Raw genomic sequence first — 18,822 nt, forward strand, 5'->3', positions numbered from 1 at the left:
CCGCGGCGACATGAGTGTACGTGCTCCGGCGAGCGGGCGGGGACACGGCGTCCCGGAAGCGGGCGGGGACGCGAACTCGGCGGGCGGACGGGGCGTCACCGGGTCCACTCGCCCTCGTACAGCGTGGTTCCGTCGTGAGCAACCGTCGTCCGGACGCGGCACTCGTCCTCCGCGATCCGGTTCGTCGCCTCGACGACGAACTCGCCGAGGTCGTTCTCGACGGTCAGCCGATGCTCGTTCCGCGCCGCGATCGACGCCGGGGCGTCGGCGTCGACCGTCGCCTCGTGCGTCGACGCGGAACGGAACGTGCCGTGGGGGAGGTCGACGCGCTTCTCGCTCGACTTGACGGCGCGGACCCGTCCCGCGACGTGGGCTCGGGAGGTCTCCCATTCGGTCGAGCCGGTCGCGCGCTCGGCGTGTGCGGGGATCGATCCCTCGTCCGGGCCCGCCATCCGGACCGCGTCCGCGAACGTCGGATCGACCGTGTCGTGACGGCGACCGGGGAACCGCAGCCGCGACGGAGCCGCCGGACTCGATCGAACGGTGAGGGGGGCAGTCGTCACGTCGCTCGATCGGGAGAGGGAAGCCACCTCGGGGAAGCAGGCGCTTCCGACCGCGACCCGGATCCGATGGCCGGCCTCGAAGAGGTGCGAGGTCGGCTCCAGCGCGACCGCGACCGCCACCTCCTCGCCCGTCGGAAGCGGGTCTCGTGAGTCGAGTCCGTCACGGAAGTCCCCGCGAACCGCGCCGCGCGTGACCGTCCGTCCCCGACCGCGGGGATCGACGTCGACCAGTCGGACGACGATCGTCGGGTCCGGGACCGGAGACTCGACCCGCAGCGAGACCTCGCCGGATCCCGTGAGTTCCACGGGCCGCGCGAGCGGCTCGCCGTCGAACGTCAGCGTCCGCGCGTCGTCGTCGTTCGTGATCGGCGGGGCGATCGCGGCACCGTACGGGTCGACCGAGGCGAGCCCCACCGTGGGGTCCGGCTCGCAGACGAAGGCGGCCGGCTCCGCGAACGCGGCTTCAGCCGGGTCGATCCCCTCGGTGGCGTCGCTGGCGCGACCCGCCCCGTCGCTCTCGGGGCTCGATCCGTCGCCCGCGGGAGCGGCGAGCCCGTTCGGCGCGAGATCGAACGCGACGCGGTCGCCGGACCCTCCGAGCGTCGGCCACGCGTCGAGCCCGCGCCAGCGACCCGCCGTCGTCCCGCCCCCGTCGCGTTCGGTCCAGATCCGGTAGCTCGGGTGATCGAGCGCGCCCGTCGGCTCCCCGCGGAGGAACCGATCGAACCAGTCGGCCACCTGCCGACGGAAGTCGATCGCGGACTCGCGGCCGCGGTGTGGCATCCGATGTCGCCACGGTCCGAGGAGGACCCGCGTGGGCGCGTCGATCCGGTCGACGTACCGGAGCGTGTCGGTGGTGTACGGATCACGCCAGCCGTCGACCGCGAGGACCGGCACGTCGATCCGCTCGACCGGGATCGTCTTGTCCGCCCAGTACGTCCCGTCGGGACCGGCGTCGAGGAACTGGAAAAGCCACGGGTCGCGGTCGTCGAGCCGGTCGAGTCGCGCCAGCCACGCGTCGAGCGAGGCCGGGTCGCCGGCCGGGTCCGAGGGCGGCTTCGCGTCGAGCGCCTGCATCAGGGTGAGCCAATCCATCCCGATGGTGAGGAACTCGAAGAGCCCCCCGTAGGTGTACGCGTTCCTGACCCCTTCGAACGGCGTGTGGATCGGGACGATCGCCTCGAGCGCGTCCGGCCGCTGTGCGGCGGCGTCGAGCGCGGTGATCCCGCCGTAGGACTTCCCGAACATCCCGACGCGGCCGGTCGTCCACGGTCGGTCTGCCAGCCAGTCGACGATCGCGGCGGGTTCACGGCCTTCGCGGCGAGTGAACGGCTCCTCGATGAACCCCGTCGACCCGCCGGTTCCGACCATGTCGGCGACGACGACCTCGTAGCCGCGGGCGGCGAGGTACCGGTTGAGCGGGTCGTACGCGCCGTAGGTGATGCTGTCCTGTTGGGGATACGGCACGTACGTCAGGAGCGCCGGTGAGGGGCCGGGGTCGTCGACCGGCTCGTAGCGGGTCGCGGCGACCGTCTCGTCGCCGATCGGGATCCGGATCCCCTCGTGGCGGGCGATCTCCCCGGTCACTCCAGCTCGTCAGCCCAGGGCCACGGCCGCTCCTCGCCCCACGGCCAGGAGTCCGTCGCCTTCATGCCGACGTCGTGGCCCTCCTCTATCGTCTCCTCTCTCACCGACTCGGGGTCGCGTCCCTCGATCTCGCGGTCGGCCTCGGCCAGCTTCGCGACGCCGGCCGCACACAGCACCGTCAGCTCGCGGAGGTCGCGGACGTCGAGCTTGTCGAGGGTGTCGCCGTGGGTGTGGCCCCACCCGCGCCCGCTGTCCTCCGCGGTCGATCGCCCCTGGCCGCCGGCGACGCCGCGCTGGACGAACGGCCAGTGGTCGCTGTGCGGACGCAGCCCGTCCTCGACGACGATCGGCACGTCGAACTCCGCTTCCACTTCCTCGAACGCCTCGCCGAGCCCCGACGCGCCGTGCGGGTAGATCTCGAGGTTCCGCGAGTAGCCCGCGCCGTCGACGTTGAGCACGCACTTCACCCGGTCGAGGTCGTGGGTGTGCGACCAGTAGTACGAGCCGTAGAGGCCGGTCTCCTCGGCCCCGAAGACGACGAGCCGCACCCGCGTCTCGAGGTCGTCCTCGATCGACGCGAGCACGCGGCCGACGCCGACGACGAGCGCCGAGCCGAAGCCGTTGTCGTTCGCGCCGACCCCCACGTCGTGCGCGTCGACGTGGGCGGTGTACAACACCTCCTCGTCGGTGTCGGGACCGACGACCGCCTCGACGTTCGCGGAGGTCGCCGGCTCGTTTCGCGCCTCGACGGAGAGCGTCGCCTCGATGCCGCCCTCGCCCTCCACCTCGTCGCAGTGGCGCGCGAGCTGGCTGCCGAGCTCCTTGCTCAGCCCGACGGCCGGGATCGGTCCCGGCCCGTTCGTGTGACCGATGTCTCCGGTCGGCGGCAGCGACCCCTCGATGTGGTTGTAAAAGAGGAACCCCTCCGCGCCCGACTCGGCCGCGTAGTCGTACTTCTCGCTGCGGTGGACCCACCGGCCGTAGTCGTCGGGGGTGAGACTCGAGGCCATCGCGATACAGCCCGAGAGGTCGACGTCCTCGAAGTCCTCGGGGAGGCCGTACCCCATGTCGACGATCTCGCCGGTGACATCTCCCGAGGGCGTCCCCGGCAGTTCGACGAGCTCGTGGCTCCCGCCGAAGCTCGTCGTTCGGCCGTCGTGATCGACGGTCAGGGAGGCCTCCCCGCGCCACCAGCCGGGGATCGGGAACTCCGTGGTCGAGACCTCCGAGAGGCCCGCCTCCTCGAAGGCGTCGGCGACGAGCGACGCCCCCGCGGCCTCGCCCTCGTGACCCGGCATCCGATCGCCGAGATCGGAGAGGTCGGCGAGCAGCTCCCAGGCGGTCGAATCCGTGTACGCGTCACCGACGGTCTCGGACGGCAAAGTCGTCATACACTCGCACACTGGCGCTTCCGCTATATGATTATGTGGGGACGCCGGGGGGATTGCCGGGAGATCCCGGTCGAACGGCGATCCGGGCGCGTCGGCGCGGCCGTCGGCGTCGGACCGACCCAGGAAGTTATGTCCGTCGGGCCGAAGCGAGCGTATGGAACCCTTCCTCGCCGCCATCCTGGTCGGACTCCCGCTCGCGTGGCTCGCCGCGTTCGCGGCGTACGCGTACGTCGACGCACCGAAACGCGGGATGGACCCGCGGAAGTGGGCCGCGGTCTCGTTTGTCGTTCCGTTTTTCGGCTTCCTCGCGTACCTCTTCGAGCGCGACGAACGCGACTACGACCCCGAGGAGGACCCGTACGCGCGGGGTGCGACCTTCGCGGTCCACGAGTCCAGACGCGGCGAGGAACTGATCGATCCCGGCGGAACGGGAGCCGACGACGGGAACGGCGCGGACGGCGGGGACCGGGCGCCCGACGGAAGCGAGAACGGCGACGGCGACGAGTGGAACGACCCGCCGGGCGTCGACCTCTGAGGACGGCCCGCGTCGACCGGACGATCGATCAGAGCAGGTCCAACAGGGCGGTTCGGCGGCGCTGAAGATCGAAGGCCGCGCGGTCGGCGTCGAGCCGGTCGAGGAAGACGAAGACGTCCGCCCCGTTCCGCTCTGCGCGCTCGACGAGCGCCTCGATCGACGGGCGGGACAGCGCGAACGACTCCAGGTGACCGCAAAGCAGCGCCAGCGCGATCCCGGCGTCGCCGTCGGGAAACGCCGGATCGACGGCGTCGAGGTCGGGCGGACCCTCCGGGATCGTCTCGACTCCGGCGTCGGCCGCGGGGACGGTCCCGAGACATCGCGTACAGATCGCGGTCTCGTCGGCGGGCGCGTGGTCGCGAAGCGCCGGGGGAACGACGAACGCGACGACGGGCGCGGAACAGCGTGGACAGGTCATGCCGGTGGTCGGGACGAACGCGTGTCGGTGGTCGGGATGAAAGAGAGCGAGAGGGGGAGGGGAAATCGACGCGGTGGGTCGATCAGTCGGCCGCTTCGGGCTCCTCGACCGCGCCGGCGGCGGCCGCCGCCTCGACTTCGGCCTCCTCTTTCGCCTCCTCCTCCTCCTTTTTCGCCTTGATCTTCTTGAGCCGGAAGATCTCCTCGCGCTCCTGTTCTTCGAGCTTCTGTTCGATGTACTCCTGGTTCTCGTACAGTTGGGGAAGCAGGGTGAACTCGAGGGCGTTGACGCGGCGTTTCGTCGTCTCGATCTCCTCGAGCATCTTCTTCATCGCCGTCTCGACCTCGGCGGCGAGGATGACCGACTCGAGCAGTTCCTCGTAGGCGTCGGCGGCCTCGTCGATGCGCGCGGAGGAGCCGAGCAGGCCGTACCCCCGCTCGTCGAGACTCTTTTTGACCTTCGAGGACTCGATCTGCGGGACGACGACGCCCATGATGTTCTTCGACTGGGTGGTTATCTCGGGATGCTCTTTCAGCGCCGCGGCCGCGCCGCGGACCGCGACGTCGCCCTCCATGGCGCGGGCCATGTCGATCTTGCGCTGGGCGGTCTCGTAGTCGTCCGCCATGTCCGACCGGACGTCCTGAGCCTGATCGAGAATGTCCATGAACTCCATGATGAGACCGTCACGCTTCTGTTCGAGCGTGTCGTGGCCGCGCTCGGAGAGCTCGATCCGGTCTTCGATCGCCATCAGGTTCTTCCGGGTCGGTTTGACGTCCTTTGCCATCTTGTGGAACGGTTGCGGACGGAGCCTGTTAACTGTTTATTGTTCGCCGACGACGCGGCCGCGGAACGCCGCGCGTTCCGCCGTCTCCCGTCGATCAGCCGCGTCAGTCGACGCCGACGTCGGGGTCGCTCTCGGGCGCTCCCGTCGCGGCGTCGACGGCCGTCCGCCCGGCGATCGCCCGCCCGGCAAACCGAACCGTCACCAGTCGGTAGAGAACGAGTCCCTGGACGACGAAGAGGTTCGTCACGAGGAAGAACGTCGCCTCCTCGATCGGGAGTCCGGCGACGGCCATCCCGGTCGTGTACCGCTCCGAGAGCACCCAGATCCCGTACTCGATGGCTATCCGGTCGGCGACACAGAGGTACAGCGTCGGGACGAGCGTCCCGAGCAGGACGGCGCGCCGCCGCGCCCACAGCTGCGGGGCCCCGACGAGCCACTGGAGCGCCAACACCGGCGCGGCCCACGCGAGGACCGCACCCAGATAGAACCCCTCGCCGGATCCGAGCAGCCACCAGCCGAGGACGCCGATCCCGACCGCGAGACCGACCGCCACGACCCGCCATGCGACCGGACGTGCGGTCCGGGGCCACTCGGCCCGACCGTGGAAGTGCGCGAGCCACAGCGCCGTGAGCCACGGCTGGACGACGATGAACAGGTACTCCTCGACCGGCGCGTGCCAGAGGTGAAACAGCGTCCGGCCGTCGCCGTACCACCACACGCCCCTGGCGATGAGGTAGTTGTCCCACGGGGTCGTGTACGCGAGCGCGACGACCGTGATCACCACCACCCCCGCCCAGTAGTGTCGCCAGCCGTGAAGGCGTTCGGCCGTCGTTCCGACGGCAGACGACCGGCTCACGAAGCCGGTCGCGATCAGGAACAGCACGGCCGGAACCAGGAACGCGAGGTGGAACTGTAGGTAGGTGAACGGGATCATCGTGGGGTCGTCGTTGCGGGGGGCGTGGCGGGTCGGTCGGCCACGGCCCCTCGGGATCGGTGGCTCTCTCGAGCGGTTCGGGCGCCGTCAGTCCGCGGGGTTCGCCGCCGCCGAGCCGGCTGCGTCGAGGACCTCACGGCTCGACAGCAGGATGAGCCCGAACCCGACCTTCGCGACCAAGTCGAGCACCATGAAGCCCGCCGTCTCGATGTTCAGCGAGACGATCTGGAGCCCCTCGGTGCCGAGGATCCACCAGACCGGATAGATCAGCCAGACGACGACGATCAGCGTCCGCAGGGTGCTGAACGTCGACGCGGCGTCGCCGGACAGCTCGCTCGCCTTCTCGTCGAGCGAGCCGTACAGCATGTACAACAACACGAGCAGGAAGCCGGTCGAGACGCCCCACCAGACGAGGCGCGTTCCGCCCGCGGAGAGCACTGCCGCGCTGGTCGACAGCGTCGCGACCGCGCCGGTACCGATCATCAACACGTCCAGCCCGACCAGCGACGCGAGCTGGTTACGGTTGGCTCCGGCGAGCAGGCCGAGGTCGAGGAGCAAAAGCGGCGTCGTGAAGAGCCAGTCCGTGTACCGCGCCCAGTAGATGGGCAGCTCCTCGCCGCCGAGGTTCACCGTCGTCAACCCGAACCCGAGCGCCATCGCGAGATAGTTGACGAACGCGATCGCGGTGATGAATATCGTGACGATGTAGAACTCCTGACGCCGCCTATCGGTTTCTCCCCAACCTCTGGCGATGAAGTACACCATCCCCAGGAACATGCCTAACGTCCCGATCCACAGCCACAGCGCTTCGCCTCCGGGTGTTGCCGTCATGATCCAATTGTATATATGATTTAATGAATACTAAGCAGCGTACACAACCAGTTTGGTAACCGAGCCCCCAGTGATCTTCGACCGGTCACCGGTCGAAGATCGCCGTCGCGATCTTCCGGTACGCCGCCCGCAGGTGCTGGTGGAACGTGGACCGGCCGATGCCCATCGAGTCGGCGAGCTCCTCGCCCGTCGTCTTGTGCGGCCACTCGAAGTATCCGCTCGTGTACGCGCGGAGCAGCGCGGCCCGCTGGCGGTCGGTCAGCCGCGACTCGATCTCGGCGACGAACTCGCGGCGGGTCTCGTGGCGTCGCTCCCGCCGGCGGTAGCTGCGGAGATCCGCGTTCTCGAACCGATCGAGCGCGTCGTTCGCGAGCGATCGGGCGAGCGTCTCCCGCCCGACCTCGACCGTCGCGATCGCGACGCCTCCCTCGACGCTCCAGCCGCAGAGCTCGCCGCTGTACTCCCTGAGCAGTTCTTCGAGCGGCGACTCACCGACCGACAGCTCGACGACCGGCGTCTCGGTCGCCGCCGCGAACACCGCGTGTACCGTGACGCCCGCGTCCCTCCCGGCCGCGCGGATCGTCTCGGCGTCGACGCCGTCGGCGTCGTCGAGTTCGAACAGGAACGACCGCTCCTCGCGGTCGCCGACGGTCCCGGCGTATCGGAGCGAACAGGAGAGCGCTTCCCCGAACGCGGCCAGCGGGTGGTCGCCGATCTCGAGCCGGAACTCGACGACCTCGTCGCCCCGGAGCGTCCGCTGGCTCTCCAGCGCGTTGATCCCGATCGCGATCGTCCGTCCGAGCGCCGCCAACACGTCGCGCTCGTAGTCCCGGAACTCCTCGGTCTGGACGTAGACGGCGACGACTCCGTAGGTCGCCTCGCCGAAGTGGAGCGGCACGCCGGCGACGGCGGCCGCCTCGTCCGGCCCCTCCGCCTCGAGCGACGCGAGACGGACGGCTCGGCCGTCCACCGCCTCCGCGACGACGCGGTCGACCGTCCGGTCGCCGGGGTCATCGACCGCCACCGCCCGGTCCTCGACGTCCGGCTCCGTCGTTCCCCCCGCGGCCTCCGGCAGGACCGTCTCGGTCGCGGGGTCGTACCCCCCGATCCACGTGCCGACGTACGTGTTCGCGAGGCTCTCGACGACCGCCTCCCGGAGCTCCGCCCGCGACGACGCGCGGGTCACGGCCTCGGTGACGTCGGCGACGACGCCGTCGAGCCGCTCGAGCAGGCGCTCCTGGGCGAGCCGCTCGCGTTCGATCCGCGCCGCCCGGTCCGCGGCCGCCCGCTCGGCGTGCTTCCGGGGGGTGACGTCCTGTTGAAAGCCGACGTAGTAGGCTACCTCGCCGGTTTCGTCCCGCAGCGGCGCGAGCGTCACCGCGTTCCAGAACAGGTCGCCGCCGCGTCGGTAGTTCCGCAGCTCCACCGTCGTGGCCGTTCCCTCCTCGATGGCGGCGCGCATCCGTTCCACCGGCGCGTCGCGCGTCTCCTCCCCCTGGAGGAACCGACAGTTCCGGCCGACCGCGTACGACGGCGGATACCCGGTGATCCGCTCGAAGGCGGCGTTCGCGTAGATCAGCGGCATGTCGGGCCGCGTCGCGTCCGCGACCGTGATCCCGACCGGAGCCTCGTCCATCACCCGCGTCTTCAACGCCTCGTCGACGGTCTCGGCGCTCGCCGACATCGTCCGGGCGGCCTCGCGTGTCACTCGTTCGGGCTTCGTGTCGCCGCCCGAGTGCTCCGACCGTGTCATGTGGCTGCATGGCATCGAACGACCAAAACGTGGGGGGTCGGACGCCGCGGGTTCGCGGTCGACGGTGCGGTCGATGTTCAGCCGACGGTTCGGCAGACGGCGCGACCGCTCGCGGCCGCACCGACGACGAAAAGGGACCGAAGGTTAGTCCGCGGCTTCGACGACTTCGCGCTCGGAGTCGTCCTCGCGGTAGTACTCCTCGATGTACTCCTCGTCGACGCGGTTGAGCTCCTCCTTCGGCAGCATCGAGAGGAGGTCCCAGCCGATCTCGAGGGTCTCCTCGAGATCGCGGTTCGTGTCGAAGCCCTGGTCGACGAACTCCGTCTCGAAGGCGTCCGCGAAGTCGAGGTACTTGTTGTCGCGCTCGGAGAGCGCCTCACGACCGACGATGTTCACGAGGTCGCGGAGGTCCTCACCCTCCGCGTACGCCGCGTACATCTGGTCGGAGACGCCGCCGTGGTCCGCGCGGGTGAGCCCCTCGCCGATGCCGTCGTCCATCAGCCGCGAGAGGCTGGGAAGCACGTTCACCGGCGGCTCGAGCCCCTGACTGTTGAGGTCGGGGTCGACGTAGATCTGCCCCTCCGTGATGTACCCGGTCAGGTCCGGGATCGGGTGGGTGTCGTCGTCGCCGGGCATCGTGAGGATCGGGATCTGCGTCACCGAGCCCTCCCGACCCTCGATCCGACCCGCGCGCTCGTACAGCTGCGCCAGGTCGGTGTACATGTAGCCGGGGTAGCCGCGTCGTCCCGGAACCTCCTCGCGGGCCGCCCCGATCTCGCGGAGCGCCTCGCAGTAGTTGGTCATGTCCGTCAGGATGACGAGGACGTGGTAGTCCTTCTCGAAGGCGAGGTACTCGGCCGTCGTCAAGACCATCCGCGGGGTGACCGTCCGCTCGACGGCGGGGTCGTCCGCGAGGTTCATGAAGACGACGGAGCGCTCTAACGCGCCGGTGCGCTCGAAGTCCTCCATGAACTCGTTGGCCTCCTCGGCGGTGATCCCCATCGCGCCGAAGATGACGGCGAACTCCGAGCCCTCCTCCTCGTCGCCGCCCTCCTCCTCTTCGGGCACGCTGGCCTGCCGGGCGATCTGCATCGCCAGCTCGCTGTGCGGCTGGCCCGAACTCGAGAAGATCGGGAGCTTCTGTCCCCGAACCAGGGTGTTCATGCCGTCGATGGCGGAGACGCCCGTCTCGATGAACTCCTCGGGATACTCTCTGGAGTACGGGTTGATCGCCGCGCCGACGATGTCCTGTCGCTCCTCCGGGACGATCTCCGGGCCGTCGTCGATCGGGCGGCCGGAGCCGTCGAGCACCCGGCCGAGGAGGTCCTCGGTGACGGGCATCTTCATCGTCTCGCCTAAGAATCGGACGGACGCGTTCTGGTCGATGCCGGAGGTGCCCTCGAACACCTGGATGGCGACGACGCCCTCCGAGGATTCGAGCACCTGACCGCGCAGCGTCTCCCCCTGTGCCGTCTCGATCTCGACGATCTCGTCGTAGCCGATCGCCTCGTCGACCTCGGCGTAGACGAGGGGGCCGCTGATCTCGGTGATGGTTTGATACTCTTTCATGATCAGTAGAGGCTCCGAAGCTCCTCGGTGATGTCCGCTTTCAGCTCCTCGACGTACTCCTCGTAGTCCTCCTGGACGCCGATCCGGTTGATCCGCGGGACGGACTCGACGTCGATTATCTCCTCGACGGGGACGCCCGCCTCCAGCGCGTCGAACGCCTCGTCGTTGAACGTCTCGATCGTCGTCAACATGAGGTACGTCTTTTCGGGCGGACAGTAGGTGTCCACCGGGTGGAACGCGTTCTGCTGGAGGTACGCCTCGCGCAGGTAGCGGGCGACCTCGAGCGTGAGCTGCTGGTCGTCGGGAAGCGCGTCCTTGCCAACCAGCTGAACGATCTCTTGAAGCTCCGTCTCCTCGTCGAGCACGTCGACGGCCCACTGCCGCTTCTCGGGCCAGTCCTCGGAGACGTTCTCCTGGAACCAGGGGTCGAGCTGGTTCTTGTACAGCGAGTACGACTCGTTCCAGTTGATCGAGGGGAAGTGCCGCCGTTCGGCGAGATCCGCGTCGAGCGCCCAGAACGTCTTCACGATGCGCAGCGTGTTCTGGGTGACCGGCTCGGAGAAGTCGCCGCCGGGGGGGCTCACCGCGCCGATCGCGGAGACGGAGCCCTCCGTCCCGTTGACGTTCTCGAAGTAGCCGGCGCGCTCGTAGAACTGCGCGAGCCGGGCGGCGAGGTACGCCGGGTACCCCTCCTCGCCGGGCATCTCCTCCAGTCGCGAGGAGATCTCGCGCATCGCCTCCGCCCACCGCGAGGTGGAGTCGGCCATGAGCGCCACGTCGTACCCCATGTCGCGGTAGTACTCCGCGATCGTGATCCCGGTGTAGATACAGGATTCACGCGCCGCGACGGGCATGTTCGACGTGTTCGCGATGAGCGAGGTGCGGGCCATCAGCGGGTTGCCGTTGGCCGGGTCCTCCAACTCGGGGAAGTCCTCGATGACCTCCGTCATCTCGTTGCCGCGCTCGCCGCAGCCGACGTAGACGATGATGTCCGCGTCGGCGTACTTCGCGAGCTGGTGTTGGGTGACCGTCTTCCCCGAGCCGAACGGGCCGGGGATGGCGGCCGTCCCGCCCTTCGCGATGGGGAACAGGCCGTCGAGGATGCGCTGGCCGGACACGAGCGGCGTCCGGGGCGTCTTCTTGTTCGCGGAGGGACGGGGCTCGCGCACCGGCCACTCCTGGTGCATCGAGACCTCGGTCCCGTTCGAGAGCTCGGCCACCGCCTCGGTCACGTCGAAGGAACCGGGCTCGATGGCGACGACCTCCGCGGTCTCGTCCTCCTCGAGCGCGTCCGGCGGCACCATCACCTTGTGGTCGATGGTGACCGTCTCCTCGACGATCCCGACGACGTCGCCGCGGCCGACCTCGTCGCCGACCTCGACGGTCGGTTCGAACTCCCACTCCTTCTCGAGGTCGATGCCGGGCGCGTCGACCCCGCGGTCGAGGTAGGGGCTTCCCATCTTGCCCTCCAACACGTCCAGGGGACGCTGGACGCCGTCGTAGATGGCGTCCAGCATTCCCGGACCGAGGTCGACCGACAGCGGCTCGCCCGTGTTCTCGACGGGCTCGCCGGGGCCGACTCCGGAGGTCTCCTCGTACACCTGAACCGTCGTGATGTTGCCCTCGATCTCGATCACTTCCCCCATGAGGCCTTCGTCGCCGACGTAGACGACGTCGTTCATGCGGGCGTCGAGGTCGCGGGCGCTCACGACCGGACCGCTCACGCTCTGGATGACACCGTCGCCGGTGGTCTCCGTGGATTCTGCTTTGCTCATGTTAGTCGTCCTCCTCCATCAGGTCGATGCCGATGGCTCGTTTGATCTGGTCGCGGAGCCCGCCGCTGCCGGCGCCGCCCGCGCCGAGCGTCACGAGTACGGGCTCGATGCTTCCCTCGACCCGCTCGCGAGTCCCCCGCGAGAGGTGATCGAGGTCCGCGTCGTGCATCACGATGATGCCGGTCGTCTCGTCCTCGAGCGTCCGTTCGACGGCGTCGTCGAGCCGCTCGTCCTTCTCGTCGTCCGGGACGTTCTCGAACTTGCGGACGCCGGCGAGCCGGAACCCCGTGGTGAACTCCGGACTGCCGACGACGGCGATCTCCTGGCTCATGTTATCACCAGCTCCGATTCGATCTCGTCGGCCGACAGGCCGGCCTCCTTTCCGCGGGCGATGGCGCGGATGTTCTCCACCTCGCGCTCCTTCGCGAGGATGTATGATATCACCGGCGTCACCGACACCGGGTGGATCGTGCCAAGCCGGTCGCCGTACGCCAACAGCGCGGTGTCGGTCGCGTGCTCGAACGCGATGAGGCTGTCCGCCTCCTCGAGTTCGCGCAGCGCCGGACCGAGCTCGTCGGCGTACCCGCTCTCCGCGATGTACTCGACGAGCTCGTCGACGTTGCGGGCGAGTCGGGCGAGCGTGTCGCGGGTGAACAGCTCGCCGCCCTCGATGAAGTACTCCGCGGGGTCGATCTCCGCGCCCGACCGCGCGAGCCGGAGCGCGTTCGTCGCGTTCCGGAAGTCGACCTCCGCTTTGAGGAACGCCTCGTACTGCCGGGTCGGCTCGCCGCCGGGCAGGTTGCCGAGGAGGCGCTCGTAGAAGGCGCGGTCGACCGCGTTCTCGAGGGGAACGAGGACGTCCGTCTCCTCGTACTCCGCGTACGCCTCCCGCAGGGTGTCGCCGTAGATCGTGTCCTCGAGGACCTCGACGACGGCGTCGATCGAGTCGGCCTCGAGCAGCCGCCGGATCCGCCGGTCGTCGAACTCGCCGGCGCGGATGAGGTCGGACTCGATGGCCTCCTGGCTCGCGTCGGTGTAGACGCCGCGGATGACGGTCTTCACGTTCCACGCGTCGAACTTCCGGAGGTACCGGGCGATCAGGTCGTACAGCGCGCCCTCGCTCCAGTCGAGGATCCCCTCGAACTGCTTCGCGAGGTTCGCGTTCAACGCGTACTCGATGAGGTCGACGCCGCCGTGGCGGCTCCCCAGGGCGTTGATCTCGGCCTCGTAGCCCGACTCCTCCATGAACCGGGCGATCTCGGCGGGCGTCATCCGGACCAACTTGCGGTACTCCTCGTCCCCGTAGAGCTGGCCGCGGCGGGCGCGAACCCGCGCGACGACGAACTCCGGGTTCGAGCTGCCGGCGGCGCTCATTGGTCGAACAGTCGCTCCGAGACGTGTTTCAACTCGTCGTCCCAGACCGTCTCCAGGACCGAGTCGAACGTGTTGTTCACGCGGACGCGGGAGGTGTCGCTCTCGGCGACCACGCCGCCGAGACAGTCGACCTCGCCGTCGACCTGCGCGTTCCGATCCGCGACGAGCTCCTCGAGGAGGTCGACGTCCTCGGGGCGGGTGTAGACGGCGACGTCCGCGTCGTCGTCGAACTCCGCGAGACTGGCGTCGAGGGCCGCCTCGGTCAGCTCGCGCCGGCGGTCCTCCTCGAGGCCGGCGATCGCCGCCTCGACGCCGTCGTACACGTCCTGGAGGACGTCACGACGCGCGCCGAGCCGCTCCTGTTTGGCCTCGAGCTTGGCCGAGGAGAGCGTCTGCTCGCGCTCCTGGTCGATCTGTCGGTCGACCTCGGCGAGCCGCTCCTCGCGGATGCGCTCGGCGTCGGCCTCCGCCTCGGCGATTATCTCCTCCGCCTCGGCGTCGGCTTCCTCGCGGATCTCCTCCGCACGCGCGCGGGCTTCGTCTCGAACGTCCTCAACGACGGTTTCCAAACTCATTGGTGTGAAAGGGGGTGCCGCTTAGACGATGAAGACGACGACGAGCGCGAGAATGACGATCGTCTCGGGAAGGACCGTCAGGATGAGCCCGTTGACGAAGAGGTCGTCGTCCTCGGCCATCGCGCCGACGGCAGCCGAACCGATGCCCCGCTCCGCGTATCCCGCACCGAGGGCGGCGAGCCCGACGGCGAGCGCGGCCGCGGCGCTGGGGTCAGTGAGCGTTCCTCCGGTGGACAGTACGGCGTTCCCGAGTGCGTTGGTAGCTTCAAGCATTGGTAGTAGTTCCGGTTGCTCGTCTCCGAACAGTTGCTAGTTGCCGCCACAGTGGACATAAAGCTTCCCAAAACGACCGACGAGAACCACCGTGAGGAGTCTCAGAAGGGCGGTACAATACGCTCTAGGGAACGAGGCGAGCGGGGGAAGTCGGCGTCGAGAGCGAAACGCTCCGACCCCGAGGGTCGGACTACTCCTCGGTGTACTGACGGTCGTACCCGAACGGCGAGTAGGCGTCGCCGCCGCCCTCGTAGAACTTCCCGAAGAACTCGACGTACTCGAGACGCACCGCCTGGATGCCGGCGGAGGTGACGCCGAGAAGCAGGACGACGACGTGGCCGATGACCGCCACGACGACGCCGCCCACCAAAGCGAGGATCCCGACGGCGCTCGGCTCGAACGCGGTCGTGAGCCCGGCGAAGACGAGCTCGTACTCGCCGCCGTTCGCGACGGAGTGCTCCTGGATGTACGCGAGGTACTCCGGCGTGAAGATGAAGTGGAAGCTCCCGTCACCGCCGTCGCCGATGTACGCGCCGAACGCGAGCAGGTTGACCGCGAGCGCCATCCCGCCCTTCGCGAGCAGCACCGCCATGATCCGGGCGTACGAGATGACGTTCACGATGGGCGAGAGCACCTCGGCGAGCTCCGCCGGTTCGCCGATCGCGAGCAGGACGGCGCCGAGCGCCGCGGCTAGGAGGCCGGCGTAGCCGACGACGACCGGGAAGCCGGCGAACGAGACGGCACCGAGGGTGAGGATCGAGACCGACTCGAACAGGAAGTCGGGCTTCGGTCCCGGCAGGTGCTGGCTGAAGATCCAGACCCACGCGCCGTTGAGGAGCAGCAGCCACGAGCCGCCCTCGTACAGCGCGTGTTTCAGGTCGTGCTGCTGGTAGTTGCTCACGAACGAGAGGACGTACCCCACGTTCAGGTGGACCAGCCCGAACAGCACGCTGACGACGAGGAACGACAGCGCCCAGTTCAGGTCGGCCGGGGAGAGCCCCTTCCCGGCGACCGGCCAGTGGACGCCGAGCAGCTGGTAGGCGTGGTAGCCGAAGACGTCGATCCCGAAGTAGATCCCGAACAGGATCGTGAACAGCCCGGCCCAGATGGCGACCGCGCCCAGTTCGCGGAACGTCCCCTCGTAGTTCGAGTACAGGAAGTAGCCGATCGCGGCGTACAACACCCCGTACCCCACGTCTCCGATCATGAACCCGAACATGAGCGGGAAGGTGAGGAAGACGAGAAGCGTCGGGTCGAACTCGGAGTACTTCGGCCGGCCGAACCCCTGAACGAGCAGCTCGAACGGGCCGGCAGCGTCCCCGTTGTCCTGGACGACCGGCGGGTCGTCGCTCCCGTGGGCCGCGTGGCCGCCGTCGGCGACCGCCTCGCGGTCGGCGTCTTCGTCGGTACGGTCGGCGGCGGAGCCGTCGTCGCCGGCGCTCGCCGCGGAGTCGGCGCCCGAGACCGCGGAAACGCCGCCGACGGCCCCGCCGTCGGCGACCGCCTCGGTGTGGTGGTCGCCGTCGGGGGTAAAGGAGGCGCGCTCCAGCTCCTCGACCTCGGCGTGGTCGCCGACGGCGTCGGCGATGACCGCCTCGAAGTCGGCGACCGTCGCGGTCGGGATCCACCCCTCCGCGATGAACGCGTTCTCGGTGGTCGCAAACGAGAGGGGCGCCTGCTTCTTTTGTGCCTCGATGGTGAGCTGCTCTTCGGCGCGCAGGAGGAACCCCGCGGCATCCGTTTTCACGTCCTCGAGCTCGGCGTCGACCGCCTCGAGCTCCTCCTCGAGGTCCGCCTTCTCGCCCTCGAGCTCGGCGACGTACTCGGCCGGGCTCGCGCTCGCGTCGGGCACCTCGAGGAACGCGATGTCGACGCCGACGAGCGCGTCCTGGAGGACGCCCTCCTCGGCTCCGTCGGCGGGCGCGGCGAACGCCGCAACGACGTTCCCGCCGGAGAAGACCTCGAAGGCGTCGACGCCGTCGGCCGCCCCGAGCGCCTCCTCGACCGCGCCGGGTTTCGCCTCGCCGACGACGACCTCGAGCGAGTCGTACCCGCCGAGGAGGTCGAGCTCGATGCCGAGCTCGGCGAACGGCTCCATCCGGTCGATCTCCTCCTGACGGTCGCGGATCTCCGCGCGGAGGTCGTCGCGCTGGTCGTTGAGCTCGTTGACGCGCTCACGGATCTCCTCGAGTTCGGCCGTGAGGGCGTCGTCGTCGAGCTTCCCCGGCCCGTCGGCGTCCTCGGCGGTGACGTCGAGGATGCTCTCGAGCGAGCGGACCGTGACGAGCCGCTCGTTGACGTCCTCGGCCCCCTCGAGGGAGGTGCCGGGTTCGAAGCCCTCGTAGCGGTCGTCGTAGTCGCTGACGTGGAGGGAGTGGTGGTCGTACGCCGCCTCGATCACGTCGTCGATGACGCGCTTCGAGCCCGTCACCGACACCTTGCTCATCTGCTCCGGTCTAAGCGCCATTCATTCCCCCGTCGTCCGGCCCTTGACCGCCTCCTCGAACCGATCGACCGCGTAGTCGACGGCGTCGTCGACCCGCTCGCGGGCGGTCGATTCGAGCGCTTCGCGGTCCGCGCGCCCCTCGGCGAGGATATCCTCGCGGCGTTCCTCGAGCTCCTCGTGGGCGGACTCCAGCCGGGCCTCGGCCTCGGCCGTCGCCTCCTCCTCGGCCTCGGCGCGGATCTCGTCCGCGCGCGATCTGGCCTCGGCGAGGCGCTCGTCGGCGTCCGATTCCGCCTCCGCGATGATCTCGTCCGCCTCCGTTTCAGCCTCCTTGATCCGGTCGAGCACCTCTGGTCTCGCCATTCTACTGATCGCGTGAACGTCCACGAGCGACGTATAAGGTGTTTGCGGAACCGCTCGGCGAGCCGGCGGAGAACGGCGAGCGCGGTGGAACGCGAGATCCGCCGGCTCGCCGCCTACATTTAAGTAGGAGTCGCCGGACCCTGACGGTATGGCAACGGTGTATGCGGTCGCGTCGGCGAAGGGTGGCGTCGGGAAGACCACCACGACCGCGGCGATAGCGACGATCCTGGCGGAGGCCGGGGCCGACGTCGTCGCGATCGACGCCGACGTGGGCATGGCGAACCTCGCCGACGCGCTGGGGATGGTCCCCGGCGAGACGACGGTCCACGACGTGCTCGCCGGGCGCGCGGACCCGACCGAGGCCGTCCACGACGGGCCCGCCGGACTGCGCGTCGTGCCGGGCGACCCCGACCTCGACGCGTACGCGGCCGCCGACCCGACCGAACTCGGCGGGGTGATCGAGGCGTTCGCGGACGCCGACTGGGTGTTCCTCGATTCGGGCGCGGGGCTCTCACACGACTCGACGCTGCCGATCGGGCTGGCCGACGAGACGCTTCTCGTCTCCACGCCCGACCGGAGCGCGCTCGGCGACACGGAGAAGACACGACAGCTCGCCGAGCGCATCGGCGGCCGCGTCGCGGGCGCGGCGATCACCCGCGTCGGCGGCGACGAGGACGAGTCGACGCGTCGGAGCGATCCCGACGGAGCGGCCGACGCGGGGGACCCGACGGTCGACATCGTCGAGGAGATCCTCGCGACGGAGGTGCTCGCGCGGGTCCCCGAGGATCCGACGGTCGCCCGAGCGAGCTCGGCCGGAGAGCCGCTCACGACCTTCGATCCGGATGCCCCGGCGAGCCGTGCGTACCGCGAACTGGCCCGGACGCTGACCGACGTCGACGTCGAGGAGCCGGAGCCGATGGCGGCGGACCCGGTGGCTGATACGGACGAGGACGACGCGGCCGACGAGGACGCCGAGATCGACGAGCGCCTCGAGGACGACGTGGGCGACGAGGTCGTGAACCCCGCGGACGAGGACGACGCGGCCGACGACGCCGTCGCGGGGGCGGAAGACGCGCTCATCGCTGACGCCGAAGATGCGGACGACGGGGACGACGGCGTCACCGACGCGGACGCGACCATCGCTGACACCGAGGACGCGGACGACGGGGACGACGGCGTCACCGACGCGGACGCGACCATCGCTGACACCGAGGACGCGGACGACGACGAGGCGGCCGGCGTCGACGAGCCGACGGAGGATTCCGGGGACGCGAACGGCCCGGATCTCATCGAGGAGGCCGAGCCGTCGCCGGGGGGATCGGCGGAGACGAACGTCGACGACGACTCCGAGCGGTCCCAGACGGACGCTGACCCCGCCGCCGGCGACCACGACGTGGACGACGAGGACGCCGAAGACGACCTCGCGGGAAGCGTCCCGTTCCGCGACGACGACACCGGGACGATGGAGACCGCGCTCACCGGCGCGGACGACCCGGATCGAGACGCGAACGACGACGATACGGGGGATGACGATCGAGGGAAGGACGATCGAGCGGAGAACGGTCCGGAGGGGGACGACGAGGGCGACGGGAAGGACGGCGACGGCGGGTTCTTCAGCCGGTTGCTCGGCCGGTGAGCCGACCGGAACCGT

The 18,822-nt window shown here is 69.4% G+C and carries 17 protein-coding genes; 2 read left to right on the forward strand and 15 right to left on the reverse strand.

The annotated features are described in order from the left end of the window. Window positions 1-95 precede the first annotated feature (95 nt). Both NO889_RS11630 and NO889_RS11635 read right to left on the reverse strand, forming a co-directional pair. A complete protein-coding gene (locus NO889_RS11630) occupies window positions 96-2,150 on the reverse strand; it encodes a CocE/NonD family hydrolase (protein WP_256412417.1) in 2,055 nt (684 codons plus the stop codon). Beyond that, entirely contained in the window at window positions 2,147-3,541 is a 1,395-nt protein-coding gene (locus NO889_RS11635) for a M28 family peptidase (protein WP_256412418.1), read from the reverse strand. The genes NO889_RS11630 and NO889_RS11635 overlap by 4 nt, the downstream gene beginning before the upstream one ends. Before the next feature lie 154 nt (window positions 3,542-3,695). On the opposite strand from NO889_RS11635, the gene NO889_RS11640 reads away from it, so the two are divergent. After that, window positions 3,696-4,076 (forward strand): PLD nuclease N-terminal domain-containing protein, encoded by a 381-nt coding sequence (locus NO889_RS11640; RefSeq protein ID WP_256412419.1) that lies wholly within the window; start codon window positions 3,696-3,698, stop codon window positions 4,074-4,076. A 28-nt stretch (window positions 4,077-4,104) separates the two neighbouring features. Here the strand turns inward: NO889_RS11640 and NO889_RS11645 are convergent, their stop codons facing one another. The 13 genes from NO889_RS11645 to ahaH all read right to left on the reverse strand — a co-directional run bounded on the left by NO889_RS11645 (window position 4,105) and on the right by ahaH (window position 17,171). After that, on the reverse strand, window positions 4,105-4,494 hold the full coding sequence (locus tag NO889_RS11645) for a DUF6276 family protein (RefSeq protein ID WP_256412420.1): 390 nt from the start codon (window positions 4,492-4,494) through the stop codon (window positions 4,105-4,107). An 82-nt stretch (window positions 4,495-4,576) separates the two neighbouring features. Then, complete coding sequence (locus NO889_RS11650) at window positions 4,577-5,278, reverse strand: V-type ATP synthase subunit D (protein ID WP_256412421.1); 702 nt, start codon at window positions 5,276-5,278, stop codon at window positions 4,577-4,579. Between the two features lie 103 nt (window positions 5,279-5,381). Further along, complete coding sequence (locus NO889_RS11655; protein ID WP_256412422.1) at window positions 5,382-6,212, reverse strand: lycopene cyclase domain-containing protein; 831 nt, start codon at window positions 6,210-6,212, stop codon at window positions 5,382-5,384. A gap of 87 nt (window positions 6,213-6,299) precedes the next feature. Beyond that, window positions 6,300-7,043, reverse strand: a complete 744-nt coding sequence (locus NO889_RS11660; protein ID WP_256412423.1) for a bacteriorhodopsin — start codon at window positions 7,041-7,043, stop codon at window positions 6,300-6,302. An 85-nt stretch (window positions 7,044-7,128) separates the two neighbouring features. Then, window positions 7,129-8,796 carry a helix-turn-helix domain-containing protein gene (locus tag NO889_RS11665; protein WP_256412424.1) on the reverse strand — a complete coding sequence of 556 codons (1,668 nt, stop codon included), beginning with the start codon at window positions 8,794-8,796 and terminating at the stop codon, window positions 7,129-7,131. A 144-nt stretch (window positions 8,797-8,940) separates the two neighbouring features. Continuing rightward, window positions 8,941-10,365, reverse strand: coding sequence for a V-type ATP synthase subunit B (locus NO889_RS11670; RefSeq protein ID WP_256412425.1), 1,425 nt, complete (start codon window positions 10,363-10,365; stop codon window positions 8,941-8,943). Between the two features lie 2 nt (window positions 10,366-10,367). Continuing rightward, complete coding sequence (locus tag NO889_RS11675) at window positions 10,368-12,140, reverse strand: ATP synthase subunit A (protein WP_256412426.1); 1,773 nt, start codon at window positions 12,138-12,140, stop codon at window positions 10,368-10,370. 1 nt (window position 12,141) lies between these two features. After that, the gene (locus NO889_RS11680) at window positions 12,142-12,471 is read right to left on the reverse strand and encodes a V-type ATP synthase subunit F (RefSeq protein WP_149784319.1); all 330 of its coding nucleotides are present in this window, start codon (window positions 12,469-12,471) and stop codon (window positions 12,142-12,144) included. Further along, window positions 12,468-13,514: a V-type ATP synthase subunit C gene (locus NO889_RS11685; RefSeq protein WP_256412427.1), complete on the reverse strand. Its 1,047-nt coding sequence runs from the start codon at window positions 13,512-13,514 to the stop codon at window positions 12,468-12,470. The genes NO889_RS11680 and NO889_RS11685 overlap by 4 nt, the downstream gene beginning before the upstream one ends. Further along, window positions 13,511-14,089: a V-type ATP synthase subunit E gene (locus tag NO889_RS11690; RefSeq protein ID WP_256412428.1), complete on the reverse strand. Its 579-nt coding sequence runs from the start codon at window positions 14,087-14,089 to the stop codon at window positions 13,511-13,513. The genes NO889_RS11685 and NO889_RS11690 overlap by 4 nt, the downstream gene beginning before the upstream one ends. Before the next feature lie 21 nt (window positions 14,090-14,110). Further along, entirely contained in the window at window positions 14,111-14,362 is a 252-nt protein-coding gene (locus NO889_RS11695) for an ATP synthase subunit K (protein ID WP_066412079.1), read from the reverse strand. 190 nt (window positions 14,363-14,552) lie between these two features. Further along, window positions 14,553-16,808: a V-type ATP synthase subunit I gene (locus NO889_RS11700; RefSeq protein WP_256412511.1), complete on the reverse strand. Its 2,256-nt coding sequence runs from the start codon at window positions 16,806-16,808 to the stop codon at window positions 14,553-14,555. Window positions 16,809-16,829: 21 nt separating this feature from the next. Next, window positions 16,830-17,171, reverse strand: coding sequence for an ATP synthase archaeal subunit H (gene ahaH / locus NO889_RS11705; RefSeq protein ID WP_256412429.1), 342 nt, complete (start codon window positions 17,169-17,171; stop codon window positions 16,830-16,832). Between the two features lie 148 nt (window positions 17,172-17,319). Here ahaH and NO889_RS11710 point away from each other — a divergent pair, with 148 nt between their 5' ends. Beyond that, on the forward strand, window positions 17,320-18,807 hold the full coding sequence (locus tag NO889_RS11710; protein ID WP_256412430.1) for a nucleotide-binding protein: 1,488 nt from the start codon (window positions 17,320-17,322) through the stop codon (window positions 18,805-18,807). Window positions 18,808-18,822 lie beyond the last annotated feature (15 nt).

Source organism: Halorubrum rubrum, from assembly GCF_024494685.1.
Taxonomy (GTDB): domain Archaea; phylum Halobacteriota; class Halobacteria; order Halobacteriales; family Haloferacaceae; genus Halorubrum; species Halorubrum rubrum.

What these genes read in the sequence shown, in the direction of transcription:
- NO889_RS11635 (WP_256412418.1), bottom strand. Translation starts at nt 3,541, where the DNA reads ATGACGACTTTGCCGTCCGAGACCGTCGGTGACGCGTACACGGATTCG.
- NO889_RS11640 (WP_256412419.1), top strand. Translation starts at nt 3,696, where the DNA reads ATGGAACCCTTCCTCGCCGCCATCCTGGTCGGACTCCCGCTCGCGTGG.
- NO889_RS11645 (WP_256412420.1), bottom strand. Translation starts at nt 4,494, where the DNA reads ATGACCTGTCCACGCTGTTCCGCGCCCGTCGTCGCGTTCGTCGTTCCC.
- NO889_RS11650 (WP_256412421.1), bottom strand. Translation starts at nt 5,278, where the DNA reads ATGGCAAAGGACGTCAAACCGACCCGGAAGAACCTGATGGCGATCGAA.
- NO889_RS11655 (WP_256412422.1), bottom strand. Translation starts at nt 6,212, where the DNA reads ATGATCCCGTTCACCTACCTACAGTTCCACCTCGCGTTCCTGGTTCCG.
- NO889_RS11660 (WP_256412423.1), bottom strand. Translation starts at nt 7,043, where the DNA reads ATGACGGCAACACCCGGAGGCGAAGCGCTGTGGCTGTGGATCGGGACG.
- NO889_RS11665 (WP_256412424.1), bottom strand. Translation starts at nt 8,796, where the DNA reads ATGACACGGTCGGAGCACTCGGGCGGCGACACGAAGCCCGAACGAGTG.
- NO889_RS11670 (WP_256412425.1), bottom strand. Translation starts at nt 10,365, where the DNA reads ATGAAAGAGTATCAAACCATCACCGAGATCAGCGGCCCCCTCGTCTAC.
- NO889_RS11675 (WP_256412426.1), bottom strand. Translation starts at nt 12,140, where the DNA reads ATGAGCAAAGCAGAATCCACGGAGACCACCGGCGACGGTGTCATCCAG.
- NO889_RS11680 (WP_149784319.1), bottom strand. Translation starts at nt 12,471, where the DNA reads ATGAGCCAGGAGATCGCCGTCGTCGGCAGTCCGGAGTTCACCACGGGG.
- NO889_RS11685 (WP_256412427.1), bottom strand. Translation starts at nt 13,514, where the DNA reads ATGAGCGCCGCCGGCAGCTCGAACCCGGAGTTCGTCGTCGCGCGGGTT.
- NO889_RS11690 (WP_256412428.1), bottom strand. Translation starts at nt 14,089, where the DNA reads ATGAGTTTGGAAACCGTCGTTGAGGACGTTCGAGACGAAGCCCGCGCG.
- NO889_RS11695 (WP_066412079.1), bottom strand. Translation starts at nt 14,362, where the DNA reads ATGCTTGAAGCTACCAACGCACTCGGGAACGCCGTACTGTCCACCGGA.
- NO889_RS11700 (WP_256412511.1), bottom strand. Translation starts at nt 16,808, where the DNA reads ATGAGCAAGGTGTCGGTGACGGGCTCGAAGCGCGTCATCGACGACGTG.
- ahaH (WP_256412429.1), bottom strand. Translation starts at nt 17,171, where the DNA reads ATGGCGAGACCAGAGGTGCTCGACCGGATCAAGGAGGCTGAAACGGAG.
- NO889_RS11710 (WP_256412430.1), top strand. Translation starts at nt 17,320, where the DNA reads ATGGCAACGGTGTATGCGGTCGCGTCGGCGAAGGGTGGCGTCGGGAAG.